The sequence below is a fragment of the Enterococcus sp. AMC2644 genome, assembly GCF_058216475.1.
Genome location: NZ_CM177095.1, coordinates 2,657,178 through 2,679,423, shown reverse-complemented (window position 1 = coordinate 2,679,423; position 22,246 = coordinate 2,657,178). Strand labels below are relative to the sequence as shown.

21 protein-coding genes, 1 CRISPR repeat array and 1 other annotated feature are annotated in these 22,246 nt (G+C 37.2%); of the genes, 1 reads left to right on the top strand and 20 read right to left on the bottom strand.

From position 1 onward, the window contains the following. Window positions 1–26: 26 nt before the first annotated feature. The 12 genes from ilvA to trpE form a co-directional block, all read right to left on the bottom strand. Entirely contained in the window at window positions 27–1,283 is a 1,257-nt protein-coding gene (gene ilvA / locus AC4BC5_RS13045) for a threonine ammonia-lyase IlvA (protein WP_490495790.1), read from the bottom strand. Between the two features lie 25 nt (window positions 1,284–1,308). Next, window positions 1,309–2,304 (bottom strand): ketol-acid reductoisomerase, encoded by a 996-nt coding sequence (ilvC, locus tag AC4BC5_RS13040; RefSeq protein ID WP_490495789.1) that lies wholly within the window; start codon window positions 2,302–2,304, stop codon window positions 1,309–1,311. 65 nt (window positions 2,305–2,369) lie between these two features. Continuing rightward, the gene (ilvN, locus tag AC4BC5_RS13035; RefSeq protein ID WP_490495788.1) at window positions 2,370–2,843 is read right to left on the bottom strand and encodes an acetolactate synthase small subunit; all 474 of its coding nucleotides are present in this window, start codon (window positions 2,841–2,843) and stop codon (window positions 2,370–2,372) included. Window position 2,844: 1 nt separating this feature from the next. Further along, window positions 2,845–4,551, bottom strand: coding sequence for a biosynthetic-type acetolactate synthase large subunit (gene ilvB, locus AC4BC5_RS13030; protein ID WP_490495787.1), 1,707 nt, complete (start codon window positions 4,549–4,551; stop codon window positions 2,845–2,847). 11 nt (window positions 4,552–4,562) lie between these two features. Continuing rightward, window positions 4,563–6,245, bottom strand: coding sequence for a dihydroxy-acid dehydratase (gene ilvD / locus AC4BC5_RS13025; protein WP_490495786.1), 1,683 nt, complete (start codon window positions 6,243–6,245; stop codon window positions 4,563–4,565). 466 nt (window positions 6,246–6,711) lie between these two features. After that, on the bottom strand, window positions 6,712–7,476 hold the full coding sequence (trpA, locus tag AC4BC5_RS13020; RefSeq protein ID WP_490495785.1) for a tryptophan synthase subunit alpha: 765 nt from the start codon (window positions 7,474–7,476) through the stop codon (window positions 6,712–6,714). Continuing rightward, window positions 7,473–8,660, bottom strand: a complete 1,188-nt coding sequence (gene trpB / locus AC4BC5_RS13015) for a tryptophan synthase subunit beta (RefSeq protein WP_490495784.1) — start codon at window positions 8,658–8,660, stop codon at window positions 7,473–7,475. The genes trpA and trpB overlap by 4 nt, the downstream gene beginning before the upstream one ends. Next, complete coding sequence (locus tag AC4BC5_RS13010) at window positions 8,641–9,252, bottom strand: phosphoribosylanthranilate isomerase (protein WP_490495783.1); 612 nt, start codon at window positions 9,250–9,252, stop codon at window positions 8,641–8,643. The genes trpB and AC4BC5_RS13010 overlap by 20 nt, the downstream gene beginning before the upstream one ends. After that, complete coding sequence (trpC, locus tag AC4BC5_RS13005; RefSeq protein WP_490495782.1) at window positions 9,239–10,006, bottom strand: indole-3-glycerol phosphate synthase TrpC; 768 nt, start codon at window positions 10,004–10,006, stop codon at window positions 9,239–9,241. The genes AC4BC5_RS13010 and trpC overlap by 14 nt, the downstream gene beginning before the upstream one ends. After that, complete coding sequence (gene trpD / locus AC4BC5_RS13000; protein WP_490495781.1) at window positions 10,006–11,019, bottom strand: anthranilate phosphoribosyltransferase; 1,014 nt, start codon at window positions 11,017–11,019, stop codon at window positions 10,006–10,008. The genes trpC and trpD overlap by 1 nt, the downstream gene beginning before the upstream one ends. Then, window positions 11,020–11,580 (bottom strand): anthranilate synthase component II, encoded by a 561-nt coding sequence (locus AC4BC5_RS12995; protein ID WP_490495780.1) that lies wholly within the window; start codon window positions 11,578–11,580, stop codon window positions 11,020–11,022. It abuts the gene before it with no gap. After that, the gene (gene trpE / locus AC4BC5_RS12990; protein WP_490495779.1) at window positions 11,577–12,944 is read right to left on the bottom strand and encodes an anthranilate synthase component I; all 1,368 of its coding nucleotides are present in this window, start codon (window positions 12,942–12,944) and stop codon (window positions 11,577–11,579) included. Before trpE ends, AC4BC5_RS12995 begins: the two co-directional genes overlap by 4 nt. Before the next feature lie 59 nt (window positions 12,945–13,003). After that, window positions 13,004–13,241, bottom strand: a binding site (T-box leader). Window positions 13,242–13,547: 306 nt separating this feature from the next. After that, window positions 13,548–15,767: direct repeats of the CRISPR family, unit length 32 nt; unit sequence ATTTCAATCCATGCAGTCATAAAGACTGCAAC. Between the two features lie 181 nt (window positions 15,768–15,948). Between trpE and AC4BC5_RS12985 the strand changes: the two genes are divergently transcribed. Continuing rightward, on the top strand, window positions 15,949–16,101 hold the full coding sequence (locus tag AC4BC5_RS12985; protein ID WP_490495778.1) for a hypothetical protein: 153 nt from the start codon (window positions 15,949–15,951) through the stop codon (window positions 16,099–16,101). A 252-nt stretch (window positions 16,102–16,353) separates the two neighbouring features. Here AC4BC5_RS12985 and AC4BC5_RS12980 read toward each other — a convergent pair whose 3' ends face one another. The 8 genes from AC4BC5_RS12980 to AC4BC5_RS12945 all read right to left on the bottom strand — a co-directional run bounded on the left by AC4BC5_RS12980 (window position 16,354) and on the right by AC4BC5_RS12945 (window position 22,222). After that, window positions 16,354–17,082 (bottom strand): class I SAM-dependent DNA methyltransferase, encoded by a 729-nt coding sequence (locus AC4BC5_RS12980; RefSeq protein ID WP_490495777.1) that lies wholly within the window; start codon window positions 17,080–17,082, stop codon window positions 16,354–16,356. A gap of 2 nt (window positions 17,083–17,084) precedes the next feature. Continuing rightward, a complete protein-coding gene (rsfS, locus tag AC4BC5_RS12975; RefSeq protein WP_490497556.1) occupies window positions 17,085–17,426 on the bottom strand; it encodes a ribosome silencing factor in 342 nt (113 codons plus the stop codon). A gap of 32 nt (window positions 17,427–17,458) precedes the next feature. After that, window positions 17,459–18,046, bottom strand: a complete 588-nt coding sequence (gene yqeK / locus AC4BC5_RS12970) for a bis(5'-nucleosyl)-tetraphosphatase (symmetrical) YqeK (protein WP_490495776.1) — start codon at window positions 18,044–18,046, stop codon at window positions 17,459–17,461. Continuing rightward, on the bottom strand, window positions 18,036–18,635 hold the full coding sequence (locus AC4BC5_RS12965) for a nicotinate-nucleotide adenylyltransferase (protein ID WP_490497555.1): 600 nt from the start codon (window positions 18,633–18,635) through the stop codon (window positions 18,036–18,038). Before AC4BC5_RS12965 ends, yqeK begins: the two co-directional genes overlap by 11 nt. 60 nt (window positions 18,636–18,695) lie before the next feature. Next, window positions 18,696–19,007 (bottom strand): ribosome assembly RNA-binding protein YhbY, encoded by a 312-nt coding sequence (yhbY, locus tag AC4BC5_RS12960; protein ID WP_490495775.1) that lies wholly within the window; start codon window positions 19,005–19,007, stop codon window positions 18,696–18,698. An 11-nt stretch (window positions 19,008–19,018) separates the two neighbouring features. Continuing rightward, window positions 19,019–20,128 carry a ribosome biogenesis GTPase YqeH gene (gene yqeH, locus AC4BC5_RS12955; RefSeq protein WP_490495774.1) on the bottom strand — a complete coding sequence of 370 codons (1,110 nt, stop codon included), beginning with the start codon at window positions 20,126–20,128 and terminating at the stop codon, window positions 19,019–19,021. After that, window positions 20,125–20,652 carry a YqeG family HAD IIIA-type phosphatase gene (locus tag AC4BC5_RS12950; protein WP_414841522.1) on the bottom strand — a complete coding sequence of 176 codons (528 nt, stop codon included), beginning with the start codon at window positions 20,650–20,652 and terminating at the stop codon, window positions 20,125–20,127. Before AC4BC5_RS12950 ends, yqeH begins: the two co-directional genes overlap by 4 nt. A 106-nt stretch (window positions 20,653–20,758) precedes the next feature. After that, on the bottom strand, window positions 20,759–22,222 hold the full coding sequence (locus tag AC4BC5_RS12945) for an amidase (RefSeq protein WP_490497554.1): 1,464 nt from the start codon (window positions 22,220–22,222) through the stop codon (window positions 20,759–20,761). Window positions 22,223–22,246: the final 24 nt, after the last annotated feature.

Here is a 22,246-nt window from a genome sequence, read left to right as displayed (position 1 = left end):
AATCTCGAAAGATTTTGCTTTTTTCATTAGACTAATAAGGTGAATAACGATTGGTTTTCACTCAAATCAATATAACTTGGATCAAATTCAGCAATTCGTTCAAATAGACTTGGTACATCTTCCCGGGTTTTTGATAAAACACCTAGAACAACGGGTCCTGATCCACGATTGATTTTTTTCGTATATTCAAAACGAGTAATATCATCATCTGGACCCAACACCTCACTAACAAATTCCTTTAACGCACCTGGACGTTGTGGGAAATTGATAACAAAGTAATTCATCAACCCTTGATATATCAATGAACGCTCTTCAATTTCAGCCATACGATTAATGTCATTGTTGCCACCACTAATAATACAAATAACCGTTTTCCCTTTGATTTCATCTCGCATCGCTTCTAGTGCGGCAACACTTAATGCACCCGCAGGTTCTGCAACAATGGCTTGTTTACTATACAACTCTAGAATTGTAGAACAAACTAGACCCTCATCTACCGTCATCAGCTGATCAACATATTCTTTAGCATGTTGATAGGTAAGTTGTCCGACTTCTTTTACAGCTGCTCCATCTACAAATTTATCGAGTTGATCCAAGGCAACAGGGGCACCAAAATCAAAGGCCTCTTGCATAGAAGGGGCTCCTTTTGGTTCTACGCCAATAATCTTAGTTACTGGACTAACAGCTTTAACATAAGTGCTAACACCACTAATGAGACCACCACCGCCAATTGCTGCAAATACATAATCTGGCTGATAGCTTTCCGCTAGCGCATCTGCCATCATTTCCGCTGCTAATGTTCCCTGACCAGCGATAATAGCCGGATCATCAAAAGGATCAATAAACGCCATCCCTTTTTCTTTTGCAAAAGCTTTGGCAGCCGCTGCCGAGGCATCGAAGGTATCTCCTACTAATTCAATTGTGACATTATTACCACCAAAGAAAGAAACTTGTGATACTTTTTGTTGAGGGGTTGTACTTGGCATAAAAATTACTGCTTGCACATCAATTTCTCGACAAGTATAGGCAACTCCTTGTGCATGATTTCCTGCACTCGCACACACAACACCTGCTTCTAATTCATTTTTTGTGCGTTTCTTAATCGCATAATAAGCACCACGCAATTTGAATGAACGTACTTTTTGCAAGTCTTCTCGTTTTAGTAAGATTGTTGCTTGATATTTTTCAGATAGATATCGATCATATTGTAATGGTGTATGAGTAACAGCTGATTTGAGTAGCTGATACGCTTGGTCTACATCATTTCTTGTTACTAACCCCAAATTATTCACACCCCTACTTATTGTCTTAGTCGATTGTTTTTACAAATGGCATCATTTTTCTTAATTCAGCACCAACAGCTTCGATTTGATGACCGGCACGTTCTTCGCGCATTTTCTTGAATTCTGGGAAGCCATTTTCGTTGTCTTTTACAAAATTATTTGCAAATGTTCCATTTTGAATATCAGTTAACACAGCTTTCATATTTTCTTTAGCAACTTCTGTAATAACACGTGGTCCAGAAACGTAGTCCCCATATTCAGCCGTATTAGAAATAGAATGACGCATTTTAGCGAATCCACCTTCATAAATTAAGTCGATGATTAATTTCATTTCATGACATACTTCAAAGTAGGCTAATTCTGGTTGGTAGCCAGCTTCAACTAATGTTTCAAAACCAGCTTCAATCAAGCTAGTCAATCCACCACATAGAACTGCTTGTTCACCAAATAAGTCAGTTTCAGTTTCTTCTTTGAATGTTGTTTCTAACACACCTACACGAGTTGCGCCAATTCCTTTAGCATAAGACAATGCTGTTTCTTTTGCTTTACCAGTAGCATCTTGATATACCGCAAATAATGCTGGTACAGCAAAGCCATCTGTAAATGTACGACGAACTAGGTGACCTGGTCCTTTTGGTGCAACTAAGAATACATCCACATCTGCTGGAGGAGTGATAACATCAAAATGAATGTTAAATCCATGAGCAAATACTAATGAATTTCCTGCCTCTAAGTTAGGTGCAATTTCATTTTCATAAAGTGAACCTTGAATTTCATCAGGTGCTAAAATCATGATTACTTCTGCTTGTTTTGCCGCTTCACTTACTTCTAAAACATCAAAGCCATCTTCACGGGCTGCTTCTGCTGATTTACCTTCACGAATTCCGATGATAACTTGGTGGCCATTATCTCTTAGGTTTTGTGCATGGGCATGTCCTTGAGAACCGTATCCCACAACCGCAATTGTTTTTCCTTCTAGTGCATTTTCTACTACTGCATCTTCATAATAAACTTTTACCATAATCCTATTCCCTCCAAAGTTATAATCTTCTTTTTATTCTATATATTAAAAGCAATTTAATGCGATTAACCTCTTTTTATACCGGTAATACCGGTTCTTGCCAATTGTTTGATACCATATGGACGTAACACATCAATAAATGCATCAATTTTGTCATGGGTACCAGCCACTTGGACAATAATAGTTTTTTGTGCTACATCAACGATATCAGCACGAAATGGTGCAATAACTGCTTGAATTTCGGATCGGACACTCATTGGTGCATTCACTTGGATTAAAGCTAATTCTCTTTCGATATGTGGATCATCCGTAATATCTGACACTTTCACCACTTCGATTTGTTTGTTCAATTGTTTTGTTACTTGCTCTGCTTCTGGCAAAGTGTTTACATTAATAACAATTGTCATTCGAGAAATTTCTGCTTCAACCACACCGACTGAAATACTTTCAATATTCACTTGTCGACGATTCAAGACACTCGTAACTCGACTTAATACACCGGATTTATTATAAACGATTGCCGTTATAATTCGTCTCATTCTATTCCACCCCTATCATCTGATCATTAGGAACTCCCGCAGGAACCATCGGCATAACTTGTTCCGAATTTGAAACAATTACTTCGATTAATAATGGTCCCTCTTTTGCAAAGGCTGCTTCTAACTCGCTATCGACAGTGGCAGGATTTGTGATACGCACAGCATCAATTCCATAAGCCTCTGCTAGTTTAATGAAATCTGGCTGTCCCTTAAAAACAGAAGAAGAACGTCTTTCATTATGGAACCGTTCTTGCCATTGACGAACCATTCCCAAAGAACCATTGTTAATCAATACAAATTTAACGTTCAAACCATTTTCATTTAAAATAGCAAATTCTTGGTTTGTCATTTGGAAACCACCATCACCAACAAAAACAATTACAGGACGATCACGATAAGCAAATTGTGCTCCAATTCCAGCTGGTATGCCAAATCCCATCGTTCCAAGTCCACCACTTGTGATTAATTGATTTGGAAAATTAAATGGATAATATTGCGCAACCCACATTTGATGTTGGCCAACATCAGTTGAAACAAACGATTGGCCTTTAGTAATTTCTCCAATTTTTTCAATAACACGTTGTGGCTTAATCTCTTCTTTATTTTCACGATCGTATTTAAATGGATACTTCTGCTTACGTTCGATGCAAAGTTCCTGCCATGCTTGACTATCAACTTCAAATGGTTCAAAAGCTAATAATTTTTCTAAAGCATTTTTCGCATCCCCTACAATCGGAATATCGGTTGGAATTATTTTTCCAATTTCAGCTGGATCAATATCAATATGCGCAATAACTGCTCCTGTTGCAAATTGACTTGGACATGTAGCTAAACGATCGTCAAAACGGCTCCCTATGTTAATAAGTAGATCACATTCAGCTAATGCCATGTTAGCTGCATAACTACCGTGCATCCCACCCATCCCTAAAAAGTAAGGACAGTTAGCAGGTAACGTTCCTAAACCAAGTAACGTATTAACTGTTGGTAATTTATATCGTTCAACAAATTCTTGTAACTCTCTTGACGCTTTTGCAGCAGTAATCCCTGCTCCTGCTAATATAATTGGCTTTTTCGCTTTTTTTAATTGCTCCATCAAACGCGTTAATTGTAACTGTGAAGGATTAGTTGTTGGCTGATAGCTAATCAAATTGACAGGTTTAGTCCGTTGCGTATACGTACCTTCAATAATTGAAATGTCTTTTGGCAAATCAATCACAACAGGCCCTTTACGACCAGTTGTTGCAATATGAAAAGCTTCATCAATTGTTTTTTCTAATTCTCCAACATCACGTACTTGGTAATTATGTTTTGTGATAGGTAGTGTAATTCCTAAAATATCTGCTTCTTGAAATGCATCTTTCCCAATACCAGGTGTCGCAACTTGTCCTGTAATAACAATTAGAGGAACTGAATCGCCCATCGCATCTGCAATTCCTGTCACAACGTTCGTTGCACCAGGACCGCTCGTTACAATTACTACACCAGGCTTGCCAGTTGCTTTGGCATACCCTTCTGCTGCATGTACTGCGCCTTGCTCATGCCGTGTTAGGATATTAGGAATTTCTGCATCGTATAAAGCATCATATAATGGAAGAACCGCACCACCAGGATACCCAAAAACTAATTCAACATCATGTTTTTGCAAGCATTTTAATAAAAGTCTTGCTCCTGACATTTTTTGAGCTATTTCTTGTTCTTGATTCTTCATTAAATTTCCTCCTAGTCTTCTGGAACTCGCATAATTCCCCCTGTATGGGCAGATGTTACTAATGCTGTATAACGCGCTAACCAACCATGTTTTACTTTAAATTCAAATTTTGGACGTGTCTTTTCGCGTTCAGCTAATTCTTCATCAGATAATTCAACATTGAGTGTACGATTTTTTAAATCAATAGTAATACTATCGCCATCTTCAACTAAACCTAATGGCCCGCCAGCTGCTGCCTCTGGTGACACATGTCCAACAGCAATTCCTCTGGTTGCCCCTGAGAAACGACCATCTGTAATCAAAGCAACATCTCGTCCTAAACCACGACCAACAATACTTGAAGTAGGTGCCAACATTTCTGGCATTCCTGGCCCACCTTTTGGTCCCTCGTAGCGAATAACTACCACATGTCCTTTTCTCACTGTACCATCATCAATTGCCGCAACTGCTTCATCATGTGTACTAAAACAAATTGCTTTGCCTTTAAACTCATGAATGTCTGAATCAACACCGCCTACTTTGATGACACTTCCTTCTGGTGCAATATTTCCATATAAAATAGATAAACCACCAACAGGACTGTATGGATTTTCTTTTGGATGAATTACTTCTGGATTTCGAATAATCGAATCTTTAACGTTATCCCGAATTGTTTTTCCAGTAACCGTAATACGATCTGGATGAATCGCTCCTTCAATACTACAAAGTTCATGAATAATGGCTGATACACCACCTGCTTCATGTACATCATGCATGGAATAAGCAGATGAAGGCGCAATTTTCGAAAGATATGGTACTCGTTTGGCAATTTCATTCACATCTGCTAAATTGTAGGCAATCTCACCTTCATTCGCAATTGCTAACGTATGGAGCACCGTATTTGTTGAACCTCCCATTGCCATGTCTAAAGCAAAAGCATCATCTATCGCTTCTTTTGTTACAATATCCCGAGGTTTAATTTGTTTTTTAACTAAATCCATTAAATGGAATGCGGATTGACGAACCAGTTCACGACGATCTTCTGAAACCGCCAATGTTGTCCCATTTCCTGGCAAAGCTAATCCTAAAATTTCTAATAAACAATTCATTGAGTTGGCCGTAAACATTCCTGCACATGAACCGCATGTTGGACATGCATTTTCTTCCATAAACTTAAATTCTTCTGCAGACATTGTTCCTGCTTTATGTGCACCAACTGCTTCAAACATACTTGATAAAGTAATTTGATGTCCTCGTGGATCAACACCTGCTTTCATTGGACCTCCTGAACAAAAAATAGCTGGAACGTTGGTACGCATCGCTGCCATAATCATTCCGGGGGTAATTTTATCACAGTTTGGCATATAAAAAACTCCGTCAAACCAGTGAGCGTTAATAACTGTTTCAGCAGCATCGCAAATTAATTCACGACTTGGTAATGAGTAGCGCATCCCGATGTGACCCATCGCAATTCCGTCATCAACACCAATAGTATTGAATTCAAACGGAATACCTCCTGCTTCTCGAATTGCTTCCTTTGCAACATCAGCTAGTTCTCTTAAATGAACATGTCCCGGGACAATGTCAATATATGAATTACAAATAGCAATGAAAGGTTTATTCATATCTTGAATATTCTTTACTTGCCCGGTTGCATATAACAAACTTCTAGCTGGTGCTGCATCAATTCCTTTTTTTATTTGATCGCTTCTCATAGTTCCACTCCTAGTTCCTTACGCCAGATTTTTCTGAAAAAAAGAGCATCCTTCTAACAAAGTAGAATGGGATGCTCTCTTGTAAGAATCCCATTCACTAACACAAATAGGACTCAAACAACCGGATTTTTTTTCCGTGTTCTAAGTCCACTTACCTAATAATGACTAATAAGTAATGTCTTTCTTTGTGCATGTGAATCGTCTCCTTACAAGTTGAAAAATCTATTTTTAAATCTGGTTTATTTTGTTGATTTTTTACAATATAACGTTAATCAAAATAAAAGTCAATAAGTTTTCTGAATTTTTTTTATTTTCTGCACAAATAGTAATTTTTACTAAAGCGTGTATTTAAAAATGAAAAACAAATTAAAATTTAACGACTTTTTACTATTGTACATGAAAAAAAAATGAATGTTAAGTAAATATATTCTAAAAAAGTGTTGCGACAAAATTGCCGCAACACTTTTTATGCAAATAATGATTCAATTAATTCATGCGTCTGACTTACACCTACTTGTGCTAAGCTTTGGACGATACAACTGCCAATAATTACTCCGTCACAATACTTGTTAAAGGTCTGAACGTGTTCTGCTTTGGACACTCCAAAACCAGCTAAAACGGGAATCGGGCTTTTTTCAGTAATTTTTTGTAGATGCTGGTATAGATTCTCTTGATAGTTTCGATTAATCCCAGTTGTTCCATTAATTGTTACTGCATAAATGAATCCATCTGCATCATTGACTAATTGTTCAATCCGTTCATCTGAACTAGTTAAAGTTACCAGTTGAACAAATGCAATGTCACTGTCTTTTGCGGGTTCTAAAAACATTTCTCGATGTTCATAAGGTAAATCAGGAATAATCACCCCTTTTACATCTGTAGAACTTAAATCTTCCACTAACTCATCTAAGCCATAATGCAAGAAAGAATTAAAATATCCCATTAAAATTAAGGGTACGGGTGAATTAAATTCTTTTAGAAAAGCAATGATTTTCTTTAAAGTTGTTCCATGCTCACGCGAATGAATACCTGCTAATTGAATTACAGGTCCATCAGCTACTGGATCTGAAAAAGGAACCCCTAATTCAATTGCATTTGCTCCACTGTCTGCTAACATTTCAATTTCATCAGCTAAATATTCTAAGCCATTTGCTCCAGCCATAATATAAGGAATAAATAATTTATCGCCATTGTCTTTTTTTTGTTGTAATACATGTGTCAATGATTTCATTCCTGTGCCATCCTTTCTTTAATTTGTTGCACATCTTTGTCCCCACGACCGGATAAACAAATTAAAATACTCTCTTCTGAGGACATTTCTTTCGCTAATTTCATGGCGTAAGCAATTGCATGTGAACTTTCTAATGCCGGTATGATACCTTCAATACGTGATAACAAATGGAAACCTGCCAAAGCTTCCTCATCGGTTATCGTCTTATACTCTGCTCTACCAGAAGTATATAGGTGTGAATGCTCAGGTCCAATACCTGGATAATCTAAACCTGCAGAAATAGAGAATGCTTCTAGTACTTGACCATCATCATCTTGTAAAAGATGCATCTTGCTTCCATGTAGCACACCAACATCACCTTTTGTGATTGAGGCGGCATGTTCTTTAGTATCTAATCCTTTTCCAGCGGCTTCTACCCCAATTAAGCGGACATCGTCATTAATAAATGGGTAGAACAAGCCAATAGAATTACTACCTCCACCAACACAAGCTAATGCTACTTCAGGTAACTTCCCTTCTGCTTCGAAGAATTGCTGCTTTGCTTCAGTGCCAATTACACTTTGAAAATCACGAACGATTTCTGGAAATGGATGCGGGCCTAGCGCTGATCCCAATACATAATGGGTATCTTCTACTGTTGCTACCCAGTAGCGTAAAGCTTCATTGACAGCATCTTTTAATGTACGACTACCAGAAACCACGCTTTCCACTTTCGCTCCTAATAACTCCATGCGAAAAACATTTAATTCTTGACGTTTCACATCAACTTCACCCATGAAAATAATACATTCCATTCCAAATAATGCAGCAGCAGTTGCAGTAGCTACTCCATGTTGGCCTGCACCTGTTTCCGCAACAATTTTATTTTTCCCCATGCGTTTAGCTAACAATACTTGGCCAATGGCATTATTGATTTTATGAGCTCCAGTATGATTCAAATCTTCACGTTTTAAATAGATTTTGGCACCACCAAGATGCTTAGTTAAGTTATCGGCATAATATAGCGGGGTTTGGCGACCAACATATTGTTTTAAATAATAATCTAAAGTCTCTTGAAATTCTGGATCATTTTTTGCTTCTTCATAAATTTGGGTTAGCTCTTTCACGGCATACATCAAAGTTTCGGGTACGAATTGCCCACCGAAATCACCGTAAAATCCTTTATTATTTGGTTGTTGATACATGGTCATACTCCTTTACTTGATTAATAAATGCTTGAATTTTCGCTAAATCTTTCATACCATTCGTTTCAACGCCACTAGAAACATCGACACCAAATGGTTGAAAATAAGCAATTGCTTGTTGAACATTTTCTATCGTCAAGCCACCAGCAACGAATAACTTTTCTTTTGGTAACAAATCAGGTTGGGTGTCTGCCCACGAAAATGTTTCCCCATTTCCTCCATAATACGCTTTGGGCGGTGCATCTAGTAATAGAAAATCTGCTGTTGTAGTAAACGCTTGTTCACTTCCATGGACACTTTTTGCTTGAATCATCGGAACATCACATCTTCCTTGAGGAAATTCGCCATGAATTTGAACCAGATCCAACTTTGCTTCTTGCACAACTGACTGTAGTTGTGCAATTGTTGGAGACACAAATACACCAACCTTTTTGATTGTAACGGGTACCTCACTCGTCATTAGTCGTACTTGCTCAGGGGTCACTTCACGTTTACTCTTCGCAAAGACAAAACCAAGATAATCTGCACCTAAACGACAAACCTCATCGACAATTTGTTTATTCATCAAACCACAAATTTTAACTTTCGTCATAGCGATTCACTCGCAATTCTACAATTTTTTCTTTTGGATTTTCTGCACGCATTAACGTTTCACCAACCAAGATAACATGATAGTCTTTAGCTACTCGTTTGGCATCTTCTCCAGTAACAAAACCAGATTCACTAATATAGACAGGGCCTGCGTCTGGTTGAGCTAAATCTAAACTATGTTGGATATCCACAATAAACGTTTTTAAATTACGATTGTTTACACCAATAATTTTAGCACCAATAGCATGTGCTTTTTCCATTTCTTCAACGTTATGTGTTTCGACCAAGACCTCTAAATCAAGTCTGGTTGCTTTCTCGTGCAATTCTTTTAACTTATCAAAAGGTAATGCTGCAACAATCAACAATACCATACTAGCTCCTGCATTTTTTGCACGAAATAATTGTCTTTCATCTATAATAAAGTCTTTACATAAAACAGGAACTTGAACATTTTTGGCTACCGTTTGTAAGTCAGTCATATTCCCTTTAAAAAACACTTCATCAGTTAAGACGGAAATAGCTGAAACACCTGCTTGTTCATATGATTTTGCTTGCGATACAATATCGACACCGACATTGATTTCCCCCTTCGAAGGAGACGCACGTTTAATTTCTCCAATCACATGCAATTTTGTTGGATGCTCTTTTACTTGTTGATAAAAAGGGGCACCCTTAGCTTGATTTATCCGTTCAATAACTGGTAATTTGGCGACTTCTTTGCGTTTTTCAATTAAAATTTTCTCTAAAAAATCCATTACTGAACCTCCTTTTGCTTCTCAACTAGCTGTGTCAATTTTTCACGAGCTGTACCCGAAGCAATAATTTTTCTAGCCTCTTCCACACCTTCTTTTACACTATTAACTTTCCCGTTTGCATAAAAGCCTAACCCCGCATTTAATAAGACGGTATCTAAAAACGGTGAAGGTTGATTTTCTAAGACAGAAACAAGAATTTCTGCATTTCGTTTGGCATCACCACCGACAATTGCATCTAATGGATATTCTGGTAAACCGACTTCAGCAGCAGAGATGGTTCGTTCTTCTACTTTCCCATTCTCTAGCAAGGCAAATTTGGTATCCCCAGCTAAATTGGCTTCATCCATTCCATATGCTCCTTGCAAAACAATGGCACGTTTACGTCCAAGCTTACCTAATGTTTCTGCTGTTTCCTTAAGCAAACTACCTGCAAAAGTTCCCATTAATTGTGTCTCTAAGTTTACTGGATTTGTTAACGGCCCAATTAAGTTGAAAATAGTAGGTGTTGCTAGCTCACGACGAACACTACTTACATAACGCATGCTAGGATGCATTGATTGTGCAAATAAGAAGGCAATTCCAATTTCATTTAGTAATTGGCTGATTTGTTCTTGCGAAGTCATTAATTTCACGCCTAATTCCTCTAAAACATCAGCACTACCAGAACGACTAGAGATACTACGATTCCCATGTTTTGCCATCGGAATCCCTCCTGCCGCTAAAACAAAAGCTGTCGTCGTACTCACATTAAAACTATTAGAGTGATCGCCACCGGTTCCGCAATTATCCATCGTATTAATTGGCGCATTTTCAATAGTCAAAGCTTTTTTTTGCATTACTTTTGCAATTGCAGCCATTTCTGTCGAGGTTATTTCTTTCATTTTTAAAGCGATCAATGCTGCAGAAATTTGTGAGTCGTTTAATTCTCCTGCAAAAAGTGATTCTGCTAGTTGCGTCATCTCTGATTCAGTTAAGTCATTTCTTTGATATAATTTTTCAAATAACTCTTTCATTTATTTGTCCTCCACTACTTCTAGGAATGCATCGATCATTGCCTGACCTTCTGTCGTTCCAATAGATTCTGGGTGAAATTGTAAACCATAAACAGGATAATCTTTGTGCTTAATCGCCATAATTTCATCATCAGCATATCCATATATTTCAAATACTTCCGGTATCGTCTTTGGCTCAATAATTAACGAATGATAACGCATAATCTCTGTATCCAAACTCACATCACGAAATAATCCTTGTTGTTCATGTTTTAATTTGGAAACTTTCCCATGCATAATTTTTGTAGCCACTCTAATCTTTCCGCCAAAAACTTCTCCTAACGCTTGATGGCCTAGACAAATCCCTAACATTGGTTTTTCTGTATAAAAACGACGAATTATTTCTTCCATTAACCCTGCTTCATCTGGTCGCCCTGGGCCCGGTGAAAAAACAACCGCAGATGCTCTTTGTGCAGTTTCAATTAATTCAGGATCATCATTTCTCAAAATGACAAGTTCAGTATGAAATTGATGGGCTAAATTATGTGTAAATGAATCATAATTATCAACAAGTAATATCATCTTCCCACCTCCAAAAGAGCTTTGGCTTTTTGTAATGTCTCATAATATTCAGCTGTCGGATCTGAATCTGCTACTATACCCGCACCTGCTTGAATATAAGCTTTTTTATCTTTAATTAGCATTGTTCGAATCGCGATGGCAAGGTCTGCTTGATTGTTCATGGAATAATAACCAACTGCCCCAGCGTACATCCCACGCTTAACTGGTTCTAATTCATAAATCCGCGTCATAGCGCGAATTTTAGGTGCACCGCTGACAGTGCCTGCTGGCAAAGTTGCTCTCAAAGCATCCATTGGCGTTAAGTTTTCTTTTAATTCACCAGTTACTAAAGAAACTATATGCATCACATAACGATATTTTTCAATGGTCATATGGATAGGTAAACGTACAGTTCCTCGTTTGGCAATCTGACCAATATCATTTCGGCCTAAATCAATCAACATCATATGTTCGGCACGTTCTTTTTCATCTGCCAGAAGTTCTTCTGCTAGCGCTACATCTTCTTCGACTGTGGCTCCACGTTTTCTAGTACCAGCAATCGGATTCGTTGTTACAAGTCCATTTTTTACACTAACCAAACTTTCTGGTGAACACCCGACAACCTGTAATTCTTCAAAATCAAGGAAATACATATACGAAGAGGGATTGGATAAACGTAAGTAACGATAATAATCAAATGGATCTATTTCAAATTCTGCTTGAAGACGTTGAGATAGAACAATCTGAAATAAATCGCCCGCCTCAATTAGTTTTTTTGCTTGATAAACACGATTTTCAAATTCTGTTTGACTAACATTGCTAGTGAACGGTAAATTTATTTCTTTTTTCTCAATCAATTCTTTGCTTGAAGGAGTTTGTAAGAATTGAATAATCTCTTGAATCCGAGTTTCCATTTCTATGACTGTTTTTTGACTATAAGCATTTGAATGAACGATAGTCACTATCTCTGTATGGTGATCATATACAACGAAAGTTTCAAAAACATAGAAATAAATATCGGGTACATTCAATCCATCTTTTGGAATTTCTCCAATATTTTCATAACAAGCAGCCACATCATACCCAACGTAACCAATTGCTCCACCCTGGAACGGAATTTCAGGAATTGTTTCTTCATCATGTAGGATATGTTTCTCTAATTCTTTCAAAGGGTCCGAACAAGGAAAGCTATCACCATTTACTGAAAAAATTCCTTCTTGATAGCGTAATACTTTAACAGGATCAAGGGCAACAATCGAATAACGCGCGCCTTCTTCTGCTTCACGCGGGTTACTTTCCAATAAAAACTTTTTATCGTTTTGGATTCTTAAAAAAATAGATACTGGTGTCAAATAATCCCCTTGTATTTGTCGAGTAATTTTCATTTTATTCATCCTTTCCGACCGTTAAATACAAAAAAGCCCTCAGACTCGCTAAAAGCAAGTCTGAGGGCGAATAAATTCACGGTGCCACCTCAATTAATTTGAATCATTCCATTCAAATTCTCGTTATCAATCGTCTATCAACGATTTTCCTCTGTAACGGGAGTTCCCGGAGCCACCTACTTCAGTTCAATGTCTCAGCGCAAAAGCCCATTCACTTTCTTTAACTTACTGACTCACACCAACCGTCAGCTCCCTGTAAAGTATCAAAAAAGGTACTCTTCTTTTGTCCGCTTAATATTTAATCAGAATATTACATTCTTCTCATCCAATTGTCAACATATTTTTATCGTTTTATTAAAATTTATGGTTTCACTATTTTTCTGGCAGAGAAAATAATGATTATCTGAGTAAAAAATAGTTCTCAAACGATGTTATTGTAAGTGCTGATGTATTGGACATACATTGGGAACAAGATGGAACTTTTGCAAAAAAATTTGATGTTTGTGTTAATAGGTTTCAGTTGTACGGTATTGGTAATTAATTCATGCAGTTATGAAGACTGCAACTCCAGGAACGTTAGGACAAGAAAAAAACAGTACCAGAATTTCAATCCATGGAGTCATAGAGACTGCAACTATTAATTTCCATATCATCAACAACCATATTTAGTATTTCAATCCATGCAGTCATAAAGACTGCAACAAATGTCATTGTAGCCTGGTCTCTTATACGTTTGATTTCAATCCATGCAGTCATAAAGACTGCAACTTTCATTCATACTATCATCATGAAATTCATCCATTATTTCAATCCATGCAGTCATAAAGACTGCAACTGAAAAATTCCATAAAATTAGGAAAAATAACTTTAATTTCAATCCATGCAGTCATAAAGACTGCAACGTGGAATTGTACACCGAAACAAAAGATTTTGAACAAATTTCAATCCATGCAGTCATAAAGACTGCAACTTAGAGACAACATTTGGATTATCTGTTCTACCCAATTTCAATCCATGCAGTCATAAAGACTGCAACAAAAAATCAATGAACAAATCAAAGTCGTTGAACAATTTCAATCCATGCAGTCATAAAGACTGCAACCCAAACGCTATCAAAGACACTCGTCAAAGAGTAATTTCAATCCATGCAGTCATAAAGACTGCAACTCGATGAATTAAAAAAAATTCTTACTGGTCAGAAATTTCAATCCATGCAGTCATAAAGACTGCAACAATGGTCGAAGGTTAAAAGTGGTGGGAATTAATATTTCAATCCATGCAGTCATAAAGACTGCAACAGCAAAAGAGCTTGGTTATCGTTCTGCTTATTGGATTTCAATCCATGCAGTCATAAAGACTGCAACGCTAGTTATACGCGCTAAAAAATGCTCATTACTATTTCAATCCATGCAGTCATAAAGACTGCAACTTAGAGATAGAGTTAGAGAAAGAGATAGATATAGAATTTCAATCCATGCAGTCATAAAGACTGCAACAAATGTTTTTCCTTGACCACGTGGCGCTTTTAAAATTTCAATCCATGCAGTCATAAAGACTGCAACAAGCAGAAATATCTTCAAAAGATTGGCGTTTGAGATTTCAATCCATGCAGTCATAAAGACTGCAACCAAGTATTTTCTAGGGTTGCTAAACCGATTAGAATTTCAATCCATGCAGTCATAAAGACTGCAACGATATTACGACAGGGGAGGAGTTGGGACAATGACAATTTCAATCCATGCAGTCATAAAGACTGCAACTATTTCTCGATCTGTAGGACACACCGTTTTAATTATTTCAATCCATGCAGTCATAAAGACTGCAACATGCTGTATCAAGTAGTAATACAAACAGTGACAGCATTTCAATCCATGCAGTCATAAAGACTGCAACCAAATGTTTCTCTGCAATCAATCTCAATTCAGGTATTTCAATCCATGCAGTCATAAAGACTGCAACTGTTGCTCCTGCAGGTATAATCTGCGTACCTTTGCATTTCAATCCATGCAGTCATAAAGACTGCAACGTTTTATTGCGTGGTTTAGCGGTCACACCCACCGTATTTCAATCCATGCAGTCATAAAGACTGCAACCATTACAGATTTCAATGTACGATAATTCTAATATTATTTCAATCCATGCAGTCATAAAGACTGCAACATCATATTTAGTATGAAATAGTAACTCCTCTTGAATTTCAATCCATGCAGTCATAAAGACTGCAACAAATATTAATGAGGTGGTCGAAAAATGAGTAGAGAATTTCAATCCATGCAGTCATAAAGACTGCAACGATGGCTACGGTCGCAGACTTGAGTTTAGCGATATTATTTCAATCCATGCAGTCATAAAGACTGCAACTCTTGCTTTATCGTTTACTAAATAAAGCAACGGAAATTTCAATCCATGCAGTCATAAAGACTGCAACAAAGAATTGCACAGAACGCATGGAGGAGTCAAAAATTTCAATCCATGCAGTCATAAAGACTGCAACGCTGATTCAAACAAATTTAGAACGGATATTGATAATTTCAATCCATGCAGTCATAAAGACTGCAACAAAAAGGCAGCAAAAGGGACTGAAATTACTGATATTTCAATCCATGCAGTCATAAAGACTGCAACTTTGTCGAAGGATTGATAAATGACTTATATAACGATTTCAATCCATGCAGTCATAAAGACTGCAACGAAAATACAGATGCAACAGAAACCGCGGAAACTATTTCAATCCATGCAGTCATAAAGACTGCAACGAACAAGCTTGGTTAAACCAAAAGATACAAGCAACATTTCAATCCATGCAGTCATAAAGACTGCAACGGCGATTATGACTAAAAAAAAGAGATAATTCTCTCGTTTAACCGATGAAAATCGCCCGATTATATGTATTTTTCACAAAATTAAATATAATCGTATTTATTTTCTCATCAAATTATCATTTAAGATCATTTTTATGGTGCGAGTCTCCTAGGGCTTTTCTGGGAGCATGGGATTCGCACCAATGATGCGTACAGAACTTGCAACTATCGGTATAACAATCACTACACCAGTGAAAAAAATAGCTGGAGCAGACAAAATAGAGGACTGCTTACTTGGTAAAAAACAAAAGACAATTGAAATGGTATTTTTAAGTTTGGCTTCATTAAGTATTTAATCGTTCAAAACCCAATCGCTTCAGGCATTCGAGTTCCGTTTAGAAGCGATTTTGCTCGTTTATACGCTTTCATTGGAGAATGGAGGATGCTCAGAAAAGATTTGAAAAAACACTACGATATTTATATGGTAGATTTTAATCAACTAGCACAACGAGTAGTAAAAGTATTTCTTATAGATAAAGTATACCATGCTTCCCAAAATACGACTATTTTACAAACAAAAAAGACCGAGATTTCTCTCAGCCTTCTGATTATTTATAACAAATAAAGAACCAACGACGACTCTTTTCATTTGGTTCGCTATCAATAAAATCTGCGTACGTTTCGACACGATTAAAACCAGCATTTTCTAACAACATTAGATACGTATCTAATGGATAGGTTCGTTCTTGATGTAATTCATCTTCACGAATAAAATGCCCTTCTTCCTCTTGCACAAAAAATGTTAGAAAATGTTCAATACTATGCGGTACTTGCCCCTGATAACTATCCCATAAAAAAGCAAACTCTTCTGTTTGATAGTGATAGCTATACGAAGGAAACACTTCATCAATCTGATATATCGAATGTACATCAAAAATAAAGACACCCTCATCTTCAAGAATTTGATAGACTCCATCAAAAACTTGTTGGACATCCATTTCATTTTGCATGTAACAAATCGAATCAGAAAAACAAGTAATTGCTTGATAGGTACCTACGTCAGATAAATCCAACATGTCGCCTTCAACAAACTGAATATCCACCTCAGCTTCTTGTGCTCGTCCACTTGCTATCATTAACATCTCTTCTGATAAATCTAATGCAGTCACATCGAACCCATCTTTGGCAAACTCAACAGCCAAAGCTCCAGTGCCACAAGCTAATTCCAAAATTTGTTTGCGTTCACCAAGATGACGTAATGAAAAATCTAGCCACCGTTTATATAAATCAGTATCCATCACTTCATCATAAACGAATGCAAAAGTCTCGTAAGCCATAGTTACTCAACAATCCATTCATGAATATCAACTAATGGCGCATCTGACCAAAGTTTTTCAAGATTATAAAAATCACGCTCAGAGTTACTGAATACATGGATAATGACGTCGTTTAAATCGATTAAAACCCATTTACCACCGTCTTTTCCTTCTACTCGTTTCACTTCTACTTGTGATTTTTCCACTTGTTCAATAATTTCGTCAACAATTGCATTAATTTGACGATCACTATTTCCCGAACAAATTACAAAATAATCTGCTAATAATGAAATTTCATGAACGTCTAATGCCATAATATCTTCTGCATGCTTAGAGTCGGCTGCACGAACAGCAATCTCTAAAATTTGTTTACTCTCTATGATAATTCCCTCCTTGGTCACTTTTTTGCGACCCATTTGTTATATGTTTCAATTGTTTTTGGATAAATTGGAACTTCTTTACTTACAAGATGCAGTAATGTATGTTTTGTTTCATAAGCAACTGCATCATCTAAATGCCTTAAGGCAATTGAACGGGCTTCTTCCACCCCTGGAAAATGACGACCAGGTTCAATATAATCAGCGACATAAATAATTTTATCTAGTAAGGACATGTCAGCAGCACCTGTCGTATGCACACGAATGGATTGTAGGATTTCTTCATCGTCTATTTCTAGTTCACGTTGAACAAAATCTGCGCCTACTAAACCATGCCAAATTTCATTGCCCCAATTTAATAAATCTAAATCAAAGTGGTCACGACGAATGACTAACTTAAATTCATCATCAGAACGCTCTTTGGCATAATCATGTGTTAAAGCAGCAATACTCGCTTTTTCCAGTGAAGCGCCATATCTACCAGCTAAAGCAATGGCAGTTTCTTCTACACCGAGAACATGTCGAAAACGCTTTTCACTCATTTGCATTTGAACACGTTGCATCAATAGCTCCCGCTCTAATTGCGTATATTTCCCACTATATTTCATCTAGGTACAGCCCCTTTTCTTGAATATAGTTTACCACATTTGCTGGAACGAGGTAATTTACGGAACAACCTTGAGTAATTTTTTTTCGTAGTTGAGTAGAACTAACATCCATTAGAGGAACATCAATCCAAATAATTGGATATTCTGTTTCAGTCGCATAATTAGGACGACGAACACCCACAAAATTGACCAGTTGCATTAACTCATCTATTTTGTACCATTTAGGTAAGTACTCTACCATATCACCACCGATTATAAAATAATAATCAGTATCCGGATTTTGTTCGGTCAATAGCTTCATAGTATCGTACGTATAACTTTTACCTTCACGTTGTAACTCGATTGGTTCAATAGATAGTAACGGATTATCAACAATTGCTAATTCTAACATGTGTAAACGATGAACTGCATCAATCGTCTTTTTTTCATCTTGATGTGGAGGCTGGTTAGAGGGCATCAGTGCTACTGTCTCTAAACCCAAAGCTTTCCCTACTTGATCGGCCGTAATGAGATGAGCGATATGAACAGGATTAAATGTCCCGCCAAGAATCCCTACTTGCTTTCGCGGTGAGGTACGAATTGGTTCCATTTCTGTAAATGTTTGTACACGACTAAAAGTTTCACCTTGCAACTCAAAAGACCTCCTTTATTAAATTGAACGCACGTGTGATGAAATTTTTTGATATTTTTCTTTTGATGATGGTTTAAATACAACTAGGACACGTCCAATAATTTGTACAACATCACAGTGTAAAGCAGCTTCTAATTCAGCAGCCACATCTTCAGCAACTTCATCGGTATTTTGTAATAATGATACTTTAATTAATTCACGTTTTTCTAATGCTTCACCAATTTGAGCGACCATTGCATCATTTAATCCACCTTTTCCTACTTGAAAGATTGGTTGTAAATGATGTGCTTCGCTACGTAAAAAACGTTTTTGTTTTCCTCTTAATTCCATGTTTTTTCTCCTTAAATCAATGCTTTTCTTCTTAGTACATCGACACCCCTAGGCGCCCATCCTGCAACAACGCCAGGTTGCGTTACTGTAATCCAGCCAAGTCCAGCAAAGACAATATCTGTTTTTTCTTTAATTGAAAATTCAAAACGAACAAGTTCTGGAAATTCAGAAACTTCTTCAGCACGTGGTGGTTGTAACAATCCACCAATATGCTTGTCATAAAATGCATCTGCTTTTTCTAATTTTGTCCGATGAATCTCTACGTCATTTGAGACATAGGCAATAAACGAACTGCGCTCCCCTTGAATAAAATCAAAACGTGCCAAGCCACCTAAGAACAATGTTTGCCCTGGATTTAATTGGTAAGACTTTGGTTTAATTTCTTTGTGAGGTGCTACAATTTTTAAATCTTTTTTTCCTAAATAATGTGCCATCTGATGGCGGTGGATGATTCCCGGTGTATCAATTAAAAACTGGCCATCTTCTAAAGGAATTTCAATTTTATCTAAAGTCGTTCCAGGGAAACGAGACGTCGTAATTAATTCTTGGACACCCGCAGATTGACGAATAATTTGATTAATCAAAGTTGACTTTCCAACATTCGTCACACCAACAACATAGACATCACGACCTTCACGATGTTCTTCAATCGCATCTAATAAAGTAGATAATTCATGTGGTTTTTTCGCACTCGTTAATAACACATCAACTGGACGTAAACCAGCTTCGTGCGCACGTTCACGCATCCATTGCGTTAATTTTGATTTTTTCAATGATTTAGGTAAAATATCCACTTTATTTCCCACTAATAACACTGGATTATCGCCGACAAAGCGATGCAAACCAGGAATTAGTGAACCATTGAAGTCAAAAATATCGACCACATTTACAATCAATGCGTCTTTTTGTCCTAATTCGTTTAAAAGACGCAAAAAGTCATCATCAGTTAATGAAACATCTTGAATTTCATTGTAGTGACGCAATCGAAAACAGCGTTGACAATAAACTTCACCTGTTTCTAACCCTTTTTCCAATGCGGCATTGGGTGTATAGCCTAATTCATCTTTATTCTCAGTTTGGATTGTTACGCCACAACCGATACATTGAATTGTTTCTGTCATTTTATTTCACCTTGCCATTTCATTTCCGGATGTTTGTTTAAAAGATATTTCATAATTTTTCGTTCCATCATACGGTTCAATTGCGTTTTCCAACTATCCGTATCGATTACAGGGCGCACCAAAATACTTTTCACGCCAGCACGATTCGCAGCACGAATGTCGGTCATAATTTGATCGCCTACCATCACAATAGCATCTTTTTCTACGCCTAGATCCTTACACGCTTTGTTAATGCCTTTTGCAAAAGGTTTTAAGGCTCGTGCAACATAATCAAGTTCAAACGCTTGGAGTGCTCGTCCTACACGTTCGGCATTGTTGTTTGACACCACGATAACAGGGATATTGGCTTTCTTCATGGACTCAAGCCATATACGTAATTCGTCTGTTCCATCGGGATTATTCCAAGCAATTAACGTATTGTCTAAATCAGTCAACACAGCTTTGATTCCATGTTTATTTAGTTGTTCAGGAGTCACTTTATAAATCGCATCTACCATCCAAGTTGGTTTGTAATTTGAAAACATATTTTCTCCTCGTAGTCAAAAAATGAAGGAGTACTGTGATGTACTCCTCAACCGTTAATTATACAATAAAATGCTTAAAAATAAAAGTTATCTACTTAAAAGTTTCTTATGACACACGATAAATTTTAGGAAGTTGAAAACGTTGGTGTTCTTCAAAACTCAAACCAACTTGGAATAACAAATCTTCTCGTCCCTTAGATGCCATAAATTGAATACCTAATGGCAACTCTTCTGGCGTAACAAATGTAGGTAAACTAATTGCTGGCTGACCTGTTAAATTGGCTAATTGCGTGTAAGGCGATAAAGTTAGACTTGCTGCAAACATGTCATATACCACTTGAGCTGCTTCAGATGATGAAAGCTCCGCTATATTTGATAAACGTGTACGAATTTCTTCACTTTGCAAATCTATAGCTAGTTTGGGTGCAGGATATGCAGTAGTGGGTGTTAAAAATAAATCGTAGTTTTCAAAAAGTCTTTCCATCTGATAAGCTGCTTCGTCCCACGACTGTAAAGAGTGGACATAACTTGCTGCAGATAATTTTTTGCCATATTGATAAATTCCCCAAGTCATCAATTCCATATCTTCTTTGGTCATTTCACGCTTGAATCCTTTTGAGATATCTTCAAACATAGCTGCAGTTTCTGCACCATTCATTTGATAATAATCCCGAATCAATCGAGGACCATCAACTGGATAAGGAATTTCGGTCACTTCATGTCCTTGACTTTCTAAAAAATCAATTGCTTCATTCACTGCTTGAATCGCATTTTCTGAAATATTTGTGCCTACTGGAGACTCTGTTGAGAAAGCAATTCGCAATGATTTTTTATGCGCTGGTTGCTGATGCTGCCACTCTATCTGAGGTGCTTGATAAGGTGCTGCTAATTCGGTCCCTCTCATTCCATAAAATAATGTTTGGGTATCTCGCATTGATACAGTTAACCCAAAAGAGATAGAAGCACCTTGCCAGCCACGCCAACCTGCAGGCCCTACTGCTATTGTCCCTCTTGTTGGTTTTAAACCAATTAGTCCATTAAAAGAAGCAGGAATACGAATCGATCCGCCTCCGTCACTGGCAGCAGCAATCGGAAAAATACCAGCTGCTACAACAGCTGCAGCCCCTCCACTTGATCCACCAGCTGAATGATCTAAATTCCACGGATTTCTTGTCTCTCCGTAAATTTCAGCGTCCGTTACATTTTTGAAACCAAATTCTGGTGCTGCCGTTTGTCCTAATGGGATAAATCCATTTTTTTCTAACGATTGAACAAAATGACTAGTATAGGATGCTCGTTGATCAATAAATAAACGACTACCAGATGTGCTTAACCAACCTTTTTTAGATTGTCCTAACATTTTTAACGGAATTGGTAAACCGGCAAAGGGTGTCTCTTGAATATTCTTTGTTTCATTATATTGCTTCAATGCGGACTCTTTATCAAAAGTCACTAATGCATTCAATTGTGAGTTTTCCTTTAAAACTTTCTTTTCAATTTCTTCAACATATTCTTGGAAAGATAATTGTTTCATCTTTAATTGCTCTGCCCAAAATAATCCATCTTTTATCATCTATTTCACCTCCCCTTCTTT